Consider the following 3,337-nt stretch of genomic DNA (forward strand, 5'->3'; position numbering starts at 1 on the left):
TCATCACGAAATCGGCTATTAATCCAAGGATCAACCCAACCACCGGAATCGTTATGACCGTTACTGCGGTAAAGTAGGCATGGCTTTCATTGTAAAGATTAGCCCACCAGGCCTCCCATCCCGATAATCGGCGAGTATCGGCTACAATAACGATTAGATCAGCGGCCTCCCCCGAGGCCAGGACAAGCTCAGGGATTAATAAAAGCCCCATCCCGGCCAGAAATACTAATTTTTTCCACACTCCTTGCATTGATATCCTCCTTAGATTATTAAAGGTGAATTAAACCTCAAGGGTATTTCTTTCCTTGTGATAAAAAGCACGCAATATCCATGCCAGAGGCCCGGATAAATCTTCTGAGATTCTGTAATAAAAAAATTATTTTATAATAACAAGTTACAATTACACCGTCAATTCCCAATATCATTGATGTCGGCCTATTGAAACTTTCATGGCTGGAGGTGTAAAAAAAACATGACACTTTCTGGGGGACGTTGCGTAATTTGTATTTGATGTTTTAGATAAAATGATGGGTTTTTCAGGTTCAGATAGGTCAAGTTCGTTGTTCTGGGGGGGTGAGCTAACAGTATTGGGTCTAACCTCTGTCTACCCCGCATTTGGTAGGGCAGGGATCCGTAGCAGGAGCCCGGTGATCAAAGAGGCCTAGTGCCCGCTGGATTTCTGATCCTTAGAAAGATTACCCCTGCGACCTTTTAGAGTGATGAAAAGAAGCGGCGGGTAAAAGTAGGCAGAACAAAAACCCCATGATGGGCATGACCATCATGGTCTGCAAGGCTGTCGGTACTCCCCAGTTATCGGCCACAAGACCAAGCAGGGTTACCCCCAATCCACCGGTGCCGATGGCAAACCCGACCATCAAACCCGAGGCCACCCCCAGTTTGCCGGGCAGAAGATCCTGGGCCATGACCACTGTGACGGAAAAACTGGCGATTAAGACAAATCCCGAAAGACTCAGGACGACGAAGGCCCCCCATCCCTGGACCTGAAGGAAGAGTATAAGGAGGGGAATCATAAGGAGCATGGTTAAGGTTAGGAAGAATTTATGTCCCCAGCGGTCAGCCAGGCGGGCCCCCCAAAGGGTGCCTACAGTGCCAGAGATCAGAAAAGTGGTGACCATCTTGCCGGCCAGCAAGGGATCACCTTTTAAGTGGTTGATATAATAAAAAGGAATAAATGTGACCAGCCCCATTTGTATCCAGGATCTCATGGTGACAATCAGGATGAGTATGGTCAGTTTACCGTAAGACGTGATTGATTTGGCGGTGGTTGAACCTGTTTCTTTTTGCTCCTGAGATACCGGGTAACGCAAGGAAGGCAAACGGAAGAGAAGGAAACCGGCCATAAAGAAGCCCGGCAAACAATAAAAGAGGGTTCCAGCCAGGGAAAAATGGGAAACCACCAGGGCAAGGGTAAAGGGTCCTAAAGCAAATCCCAGGTTTCCTCCAACGGCAAAAATGGACATGCCCGAAGCCTTATTCTGACCGATAAAGAAGTGAGCGGTTTTAAATCCTTCCGGATGAAAAGCAGCCACCCCTAAGCCTCCCAGAACGACCAATAAAAGAAGGACCCCATAGTTCGGAGATAAGCCGGAGAGTCCGATCCCTAATCCGGCCACTAAAACCCCCAGGGGAATCAGCCAGACTTTTGGGCGACGGTCCGAAAAAAAACCGAATATCGGCTGGATAATCGAAGAGGTCAAATTGGAAGCCAGGAGTACCATCCCGGCAGCGGTGTAAGAGAGTCCCAAAGCCTCTTTCATGAAAGGCAGGAGGGCGGGAACGGCTCCTTGATTGATATCAGTAACCAAGTGAGCCAAACTCAATAAAAATAAGATCTTAAAATCCATAGGCGGTTGTTCATTCCCTCAAAATTTATCAGGGTTTATCCTTGACTAATTATAGAAAACAATTTAATATTCAATGTTTATTTTCTTATCCCTGATTTTTTGATAATAGTAACGGGTTTAAAGGACTTAGTCAATGGAAGAAGAAAACCAGTTAAGGCAACAACGGTTAAAAAAGGCTGATGAACTGAAAGCGCTCGGGGTAGATCTCTACCCCAGTTTTAACCGGATCAGTCATAAAATCGAAGAAATTCATGCCCAGTTTAGTCCCCTGACGGGATCCACACCAGATGAATCAACACCAACCGTCCGGACCGCGGGGAGATTAATGACTCAACGGGACTTCGGGAAAAGCATCTTTTTTCATATTCAAGACGGGACAGGACGTCTTCAGGGGTATTTGAAAAAAGATTTAATTGGGGAGGAGCAGTTTCTCCTGTTTAAAAAAATCGACTTGGGAGATTTCCTGGGTCTGGAAGGTAGTCTTTTTAAAACCAAAACCGGGGAGCTGACCTTATTAATAAAAAAAATTGAATTATTATCCAAATCCCTACGCTCTTTACCGGAAAAATTTCATGGTCTGATAGACGTGGAACAGCGATATCGCCAGCGCTATCTGGACCTGTTGGTCAATCCCAAAGTCCGGGAAATCTTTCAGTTACGCTCCCGAATGATTCATTTGATCCGGGGTTTCATGACCGAAAGAGGGTTTTTAGAGGTCGAGACCCCCATGATGCAGCCCATCGCCGGCGGGGCTACGGCAAAGCCTTTCGAGACCTTTCATAATGCGCTTAACCTCCCTTTATTTCTAAGGATCGCTCCGGAACTGTATTTGAAGCGCCTGGTTATCGGAGGTTTGGATAAGGTGTTTGAGATAAACCGGAATTTTAGAAATGAAGGGATCTCCATCAAGCATAACCCGGAATTTACCATGATCGAATTCTACCAGGCCTATGCCACTTATCAGGATTTAATGAACTTAACCGAAGAACTTTTTTCTTCCCTGGCCCAAAACCTCAAGGGAAGTTTAACCTGGAGCTACCAGGATGAGTCTATTGATCTAACCCCTCCCTGGAGACGACTTCCCTTTTTGCAGTCCCTGGTCGAGATAGGGAATATTGACCCCGGAATCCTGGAAGATTCCGGGCGGGCTATAGAAATGGCCCGTTCCCTGGGGGCGGATTTAAAATCCGTCGATGGCCAGGGAAAGGCCCTGACCAAAATTTTTGAACAGGTGGTGGAACCCAAATTACGTCAGCCTACTTTTGTCACCGGGTATCCCATAGAAGTATCCCCTCTGGCCAAGAGGAGTAAAGAAAACCCGGAAATAACTGATCGTTTTGAATTGTTCATCTGCGGACGTGAGATTGCCAATGGTTTTACCGAACTCAATGACCCCTTGGATCAAAAAGAGCGCTTTATTAATCAGATGAAGGCCAAAGAGGCAGGTGATGATGAAGCCCAGGATATTGATT

General features: G+C 46.4%; 3 protein-coding genes. 1 reads left to right on the top strand and 2 read right to left on the bottom strand.

Annotated features, from left to right (window positions below; genetic code table 11):
- The coding region (locus tag ACYC56_RS13555; protein ID WP_461374706.1) for a DVU0150 family protein at nt 1–250 on the bottom strand (250 nt) is incomplete at its 3' end.
- 445 nt (nt 251–695) lie between these two features.
- Nucleotides 696–1,865: an MFS transporter gene (locus ACYC56_RS13560; RefSeq protein WP_461374707.1), complete on the bottom strand. Its 1,170-nt coding sequence runs from the start codon at nt 1,863–1,865 to the stop codon at nt 696–698.
- 133 nt (nt 1,866–1,998) lie between these two features.
- On the opposite strand from ACYC56_RS13560, the gene lysS reads away from it, so the two are divergent.
- The coding region (gene lysS, locus ACYC56_RS13565) for a lysine--tRNA ligase (RefSeq protein WP_461374708.1) at nt 1,999–3,337 on the top strand (1,339 nt) is incomplete at its 3' end.

The organism is Candidatus Aquicultor sp. (assembly GCF_054640775.1).